This window comes from Kitasatospora sp. NPDC058406 (assembly GCF_042722765.1).
GTDB lineage: Bacteria > Actinomycetota > Actinomycetes > Streptomycetales > Streptomycetaceae > Kitasatospora.
In genome coordinates, this window is record NZ_JBHXKE010000378.1 from 1 (window position 1) to 6,137 (window position 6,137).

The 6,137-nt window shown below is 73.7% G+C and carries 5 protein-coding genes; 1 reads left to right on the forward strand and 4 read right to left on the reverse strand.

Annotated features, from left to right (window positions below):
* Window positions 1-114 precede the first annotated feature (114 nt).
* The 4 genes from ACFWOG_RS38885 to ACFWOG_RS38900 all read right to left on the reverse strand — a co-directional run bounded on the left by ACFWOG_RS38885 (window position 115) and on the right by ACFWOG_RS38900 (window position 5,174).
* Window positions 115-1,278, reverse strand: coding sequence for a DUF2510 domain-containing protein (locus ACFWOG_RS38885; RefSeq protein ID WP_380364297.1), 1,164 nt, complete (start codon window positions 1,276-1,278; stop codon window positions 115-117).
* Between the two features lie 168 nt (window positions 1,279-1,446).
* Entirely contained in the window at window positions 1,447-2,265 is an 819-nt protein-coding gene (locus tag ACFWOG_RS38890) for a 3-oxoacyl-ACP reductase (RefSeq protein ID WP_355408878.1), read from the reverse strand.
* Window positions 2,266-2,274: 9 nt separating this feature from the next.
* Window positions 2,275-3,705 carry an aldehyde dehydrogenase family protein gene (locus tag ACFWOG_RS38895; protein ID WP_380364299.1) on the reverse strand — a complete coding sequence of 477 codons (1,431 nt, stop codon included), beginning with the start codon at window positions 3,703-3,705 and terminating at the stop codon, window positions 2,275-2,277.
* On the reverse strand, window positions 3,702-5,174 hold the full coding sequence (locus ACFWOG_RS38900) for a glutamine synthetase family protein (RefSeq protein ID WP_380364301.1): 1,473 nt from the start codon (window positions 5,172-5,174) through the stop codon (window positions 3,702-3,704). Before ACFWOG_RS38900 ends, ACFWOG_RS38895 begins: the two co-directional genes overlap by 4 nt.
* Window positions 5,175-5,330: 156 nt before the next feature.
* On the opposite strand from ACFWOG_RS38900, the gene ACFWOG_RS38905 reads away from it, so the two are divergent.
* Window positions 5,331-6,092, forward strand: a complete 762-nt coding sequence (locus ACFWOG_RS38905) for a gamma-glutamyl-gamma-aminobutyrate hydrolase family protein (RefSeq protein ID WP_380364303.1) — start codon at window positions 5,331-5,333, stop codon at window positions 6,090-6,092.
* The last annotated feature ends 45 nt before the right edge of the window (window positions 6,093-6,137 follow it).

Genomic DNA, 6,137 nt, shown 5'->3' on the forward strand with positions numbered 1-6,137 from the left:
TACCCCCCCCCCCCGGGTTGGGGGGGGCGGGGGGGGGGGGCGCCGGCGCGGCCCCCCCCCCCGCTGTCTCCCGCGGCCGGCCGGGACCGCTGCGGTCCCGGCCCACGGCCCGGGTCAGGTCGTCGCGGTACCGGCGCCGTCGTCGGGTCCACCGGGGAGGCCCGGGACGGCCGGCAGCTTGCCGCTGTAGTCGTCGATGCCCTTGACGATGGTGTCCATCACCGACAGCTCGGGCGCCTTGGGGGTGATGTCGAAGCCGAGGTGCACCGAGACCAGGGTCTTCCCGTCGGCGGACGGGAAGACCACGGTCTGCACGTACCCGTCGTTGCCCTTGGCCGCGTCCACCTTCCAGCGGACCAGGTAGCCGTCCCGGCCGTCGACCTTGACCGCCTCGGACTTCAGCTCCTCGTGCGAGACCAGCTCGTTGTAGGAGTCCTTGGCCGCCTTCTCGATGTCGGCCTTGGCCGCCGCCTGGGCGTCGGTGCCGCCGCCGGCGATCCGGCCGCTGTTGGCACCGCCGAGCGAGCAGGTCCCGCCGCCCTCGCAGGTGTACGAGCCGATGCTGAGCGCGGCGAAGCCGTCCCGGGTGGTCCCGCCCTCCCAGCCGGACGGGACGGGCAGGACGAGCCGGTTCACCACGTCGACGGCCTTGTCGCGGCCCTTGGCCGTGCCGTCGTCCTGGCCGCCGTTGCCGCCGTCGCCGCCCTTGCTGTCGCCGCCGCCGTTGCCGTTGCCGCCCTTGCCGCTGTTGCCGTTGTTGCCGTTCCCGTTGCCCTGGCCGTTGCCCTGGTCGCCGGGGCCGCCGAGGTCCGGCAGGCCCCGCCACGGGCCGCCCTCGCCGTACGGGCCGTTCGGGAAGCCGGGGCGGGCGGACCGCTGCCGGTCCCCGTGGTCGTCCATCGCCAGATAGGTGATGCCCGAGCCGGCGCCCAGCCCGAGCAGGGCCGCCACCGTCGCGGCGACCACGAGCTTGGACGGCCGGCGCCGCACCTTGGGGGGCGGCGGCACGGGCGAGCCGTAGGCGGTACCGAAGGGGGGCGGTTCCGGATAGCGGGCCGACGGACCGCCCTCCAGCACCTCACCCTCCAGCACCCGGGTCTCGGCGGTCGTGTCCGGCCCCGGAGCGCCGGCCGCCGGGGACTCCGGCGGCGGCGCGTCCGAGGGTGCGGGCCGGGTGCTGGCCGTCCAGCCCGTGCCGTCCCACCAGCGCTGGGGTCGCGGGTCGCCGGTGATGTCCTTCGGGTCCGGGTACCACCCGGCGGGGATCTGCTCGCTCACGACACAGAATCTAAAGGGAACCGGATAAACGCGATATCAGCGGGACACCGAATTCCCGGCATTTTCCATGAGATTACGGTGAGAAGCGGCGGGGCCGCCCGGACGGACCGATTCCGGACCCTCCCGGCGGCCCGGCCGGGGCCCGTCCCGGCGGCCCGTCCCGGAGTGCTACAGCGGGGTCACGTAGGCCCCCGAGATCCCGCCGTCCACCAGGAACTCGCTCGCCGTGATGAAGGAGGAGTCGTCGCTGGCGAGGAACGCCACGGCGGCGGCGATCTCCTCGGGCCGCGCGAACCGGCCCAGCGGGATGTGCACCAGCCGCCGCGCCGCCCGCTCCGGGTCCTTGGCGAACAGCTCCCGGAGCATCGGGGTGTCCACCGGCCCGGGCGAGAGCGCGTTGACCCGGATGCCCTCCCGGGCGAACTGCACGCCCAGCTCCCGGGACATCGCCAGCACCCCGCCCTTGGAGGCGGTGTAGGAGATCTGCGAGGTGGCCGCGCCCATCCGGGCCACGAAGCTGGCGGTGTTGATGATCGAGCCGCGCCCGTGCCGGCGCATGTACGGCAGCGCGGCCTTGCAGCAGAGGTAGACCGAGGTCAGGTTGACCTCCTGGACCCGCCGCCAGGCGTCCAGCCCGGTGGTCAGGATGGAGTCGTCCTCCGGCGGCGAGATGCCCGCGTTGTTGAACGCGACGTCGACGCTGCCGAACGTCTCGTAGGCCTGGTCGAAGAGCGCCTCGACCATGTACGGGTCGGTGACGTCGGTGTGCACGAACAGGCCGTCGACCTCCTGCGCGGCCGCCTTGCCGGTGGCCTCGTCGAGATCGGCGCAGACCACCTTCGCCCCCTCGGAGGCGAGCCTGCGCGCGGCGGCGAGGCCGATGCCGCTGCCGGCTCCGGTGATCACCGCGGTACGGCCGACCAGCCGCCGGCAGACCGGGGCACCGGGCTCCTGGCTCTCGTGGGTCTCGTGGGACTTCCGGGTCACGGTGTGCTCCTACTCCTCGGTCCGGATGAAGACGTTCTTGGTCTCGGTGAAGTGGGTCAGCGCGTCGGGCCCGAGTTCCCGGCCGACACCGGACTCGCCGAATCCGCCGAACGGCGTCCAGTACCGCACCGAGGAGTGCGAGTTGACGGAGAGGTTGCCCGCCGCGACGCCCCGGGCCAGGCGCAGAGCCCGGCCGAGGTCGCGGGTCCAGATCGAACCGGAGAGGCCGTAGCGGGTGGCGTTGGCGAGCCGCAGGGCGTCCGCCTCGTCCTCGAAGGGCAGCACGACGGCGACCGGACCGAAGACCTCCTCGGTGACCGCCGGCGCGTCCGGGTCGGTGGGCGCCAGCACCGTCGGCGGGTACCAGAAGCCGGGGCCGTCCGGCACGGCGCCGCGGGCCAGCACGGGAAGGTCCGGGGTGACGAACGACGCCACCCGGCGGACCTGCGCGGCCGAGATCAGCGGGCCCAGCTGGGTCTCCGGGTCGGCCGGGTCACCGGTGCGGACCGCCTCGACGGCGGGCAGCAGCAGGGCGAGGAAGTCGTCGTAGACCGCACGCTGGACCAGGATCCGGCTTCGGGCGCAGCAGTCCTGACCGCTGTTGTCGAGGAAGGACATCGGATCGGCGGCCCCGGCGAGGTCGGCGTCGGCGAAGACGATGTTGGGGCTCTTGCCGCCGAGTTCGAGGGTGACCCGCTTGGCCCGGGCCGCGCAGCGGGCGGCGACCTCCTTGCCGACCACCGTCGAACCGGTGAAGACGATCTTGCGGACGGCGGGGTGGTCGACCAGGGCCCGGCCGGTGGTCGGGCCCGCACCCGGGACCACCTGGAACAGGCCCTCGGGCAGTCCGGCGGCGAGGGCGAGTTCGGCCAGCCGCAGTGCGGTCAGCGGGGTGGCCTCGGCGGGCTTCAGCAGCACCGCGTTCCCGGCAGCGAGGGCGGGGGCGAAGCCCCAGGCGGCGATCGGCATCGGGAAGTTCCACGGCGCGATCACCCCCACCACGCCGACCGGCTCGTGGAACGTGACGTCCAGGCCGCCGGCCACCGGGATCTGCCGCCCGGTCAGCCGCTCCACTCCCCCGGCCGCGTACTCCAGCAGGTCGCGGACGTTGCCCGCCTCCCAATGGGCGGTCCCGACGGTGTGGCCGGCCTCGGCGACCTCCAGTCCGGCGAGTTCGGGGACGTGCACCTCGACCTGGTCGGCGAAGCGCCGCAGCAGCCGGGCCCGCTCGCCGGGAGCGAGGGCGGCCCAGCCCTGCTGCGCCTTGACGGCGCGCTGGACGGCGGCGTCCAGCCGCTCCGGGGTGGTGTCCGGGACGGTGGCGAGGGTCTCGCCGGTGGCGGGGTTGAGGACGACGGAGACGGCGGGTCCCGCGCCGGACCCGTGGCCGGCGGTGGCGGTGGCGGTGGTGGTGTCACTGGTGGTGTCGATGGTGGTCACATCCGCTCGAAGGATCGGTAGCGCTCCCAGTCGGTGATGGCGCTGTCGTAGGCGGCCTGTTCGACCCTGGCCATGTGCAGGTAGTGCTCGACCACGTCGTCCCCGAACGCGGCGCGGGCGAGCTCGCTCGCGCCCCACAGGTCGGCCGCCTCGCGGAGCGAGCCGGGCACCCGGGCGTAGTCCTCGACGGCGTAGGCGTTGCCCAGGCAGGGCGCGGGCAGTTCCAGCTTCTGCTGTACCCCGTGCAGGCCGGCCGCGATCATGCCGGCCACCGCGAGATACGGGTTGACGTCCCCGCCGGGCACCCGGTTCTCCATCCGCAGGCCCGGGCCGCGGCCCACCACCCGGTAGGCGCAGGTGCGGTTGTCCCGGCCCCAGGCGACCGCCGTCGGGGCGAACGAACCCGGCCGGTACCGCTTGTAGGAGTTGATGTTGGGCGCGTACAGCAGGGTGAACTCGCGCAGTGCGAGCAGCTGGCCGGCCAGGAAGTGCCGCATGGTGTCGGTCATCCGACCGTCGGGGTCGGCGAAGGCCGGGGCGCCGACGGCGTCGCGCAGCGAGAGGTGGATGTGGCAGCTGTTGCCCTCGCGCTCGTCGTACTTGGCCATGAAGGTGAGCGCGCAGCCCAGTTGGGCGGCGATCTCCTTGGCACCGGTCTTGTAGACGCTGTGCTGGTCGCAGGTGGTGAGCGCGTCCGTGTAGCGGAAGGCGATCTCGTGCTGGCCGAGGTTGCACTCCCCCTTGGCGGACTCCACCACCAGGCCGGCGCCGGCCATCTCGATGCGGATCCGGGAGAGCAGCGGCTCGACCCGGGCGGTGCCGAGCAGCGAGTAGTCGACGTTGTAGAGGTTGGCCGGGGTCAGGCTGCGGTAACCGCCCTGCCAGGCCTGCTCGTAGGTGTCGCGGAAGACCAGGAACTCCAGCTCCGTGCCGATGTCGGCGGCCAGGCCCTGTTCGGCCAGCCGCTCGATCTGGCGGCGCAGCAGCTGGCGGGGCGCCGCGGCGACCGGACGTCCGCCGTGCCGGGCGAGGTCGGCGGTGACCTGGGCGGTGCCCGGCTGCCAGGGCGTGAGCCGGAGGGTGTCGAGGTCGGGGCGCATCGCGAAGTCGCCGTAGCCGGTCTCCCAGGAGGAGAGGGCGTAGCCGTCCACCGTGTTGAGGTCGATGTCGACGGCGAGCAGGTAGTCGCAGGCCTCCGCGCCGTTCTCGGCCACCTCGTCGAGGAAGAACCGGGCGGCGAAGCGCTTGCCCTGGAGTCTGCCCTGCATGTCGGTGAAGGCGAGCGCGACGGTGTGGATCTCGCCGGCGTCGACCAGGGCGCGCAGCTCGTCCAGGGCCAGCGGGGCACGGCGCGACGCGGCCGACACGGCTCTGCCGGACCCGGCGCCGGGTCCGGCAGAGCCGGTGGCGCCGGGCTGGGCGGTCGGCGCAGCGGCGGCGCTGCCTGGCGCGGCGACGTGGTCGTTCATGGCGGACACCCTCCTCGTCGATCACGCTGTGAGATCACGTGGTCACAGGGAACCGTACGGCCTGTCACGGACGGCGCGGAAGAGGGCGGGCTGGTGTGGCGCGCCGATATGCGTGGTTGGCGATGTATCGGGCGGCACGGGAGGAGAATGCCCGCCATGGATCGCAGGCCTTTTGTCGGCGTCAGCACCTATCTGGTGGACGCGAGTTGGAGCGACTGGAGGGACCGCCGGGTGGCCCTGGTGCCCGAGCGGTACACCTCGTACGTCAAGGACTCGGGCGGGATCGCGGTGCTGCTGCCGCCGGACGCCCCGGAACGCGCGCCGGAGGTGCTGGCGCGACTGGACGCCCTGGTCGTCGCGGGCGGACCGGACATCGACCCCGCCTACTACGGGCAGCAGCCGCACCCGCTCACCGACGTGGACACCGTCGAGCGGGACGTTTGGGAGTGCGCGCTGCTGCGGGCGGCGCTCGCGGCGGGCATGCCGCTGCTGGGGATCTGCCGGGGCATGCAGGTCCTGAACGTCGTCTGCGGGGGCACGCTGGTGCAGCACCTGCCGGACGTCGTCGAGGTGGACGTGCACACCGGCTCCCCCGGCAAGTACGGCACGCACGTGGTGCGGCCGGTGCCCGGGACGCTGCTCGGCGGGCTGCTGCCGGAGCCCGAACTGACCGTGCCGACCTTCCACCACCAGGCGGTGGACCGGCTCGGCACGGGCCTGCGGGTCGGCGCGCACGCACCGGACGGGACGGTGGAGGCGGTGGAGGGACCGGGGTTCACGCTCGGCGTGCAGTGGCACCCCGAGCAGGGGGACGACCTCCGGGTGATGCAGGCGCTGGTCCGGGCGGCGACGGCGGCGCGGACGCCGGAACTGGATCTGGACCTGGGCCTGGGTCTGGAGGCGGTCGAGGTGCGGTAGCCGGCGGGACCGTCGGTGCGTCCGGACGCCCGCGCCCCGTACGGG

Excerpts from the sequence above, each read along its gene's own strand:
- ACFWOG_RS38905 (WP_380364303.1), top strand. The coding sequence starts at position 5,331 with ATGGATCGCAGGCCTTTTGTCGGCGTCAGCACCTATCTGGTGGACGCG.
- ACFWOG_RS38900 (WP_380364301.1), bottom strand. The coding sequence starts at position 5,174 with ATGAACGACCACGTCGCCGCGCCAGGCAGCGCCGCCGCTGCGCCGACC.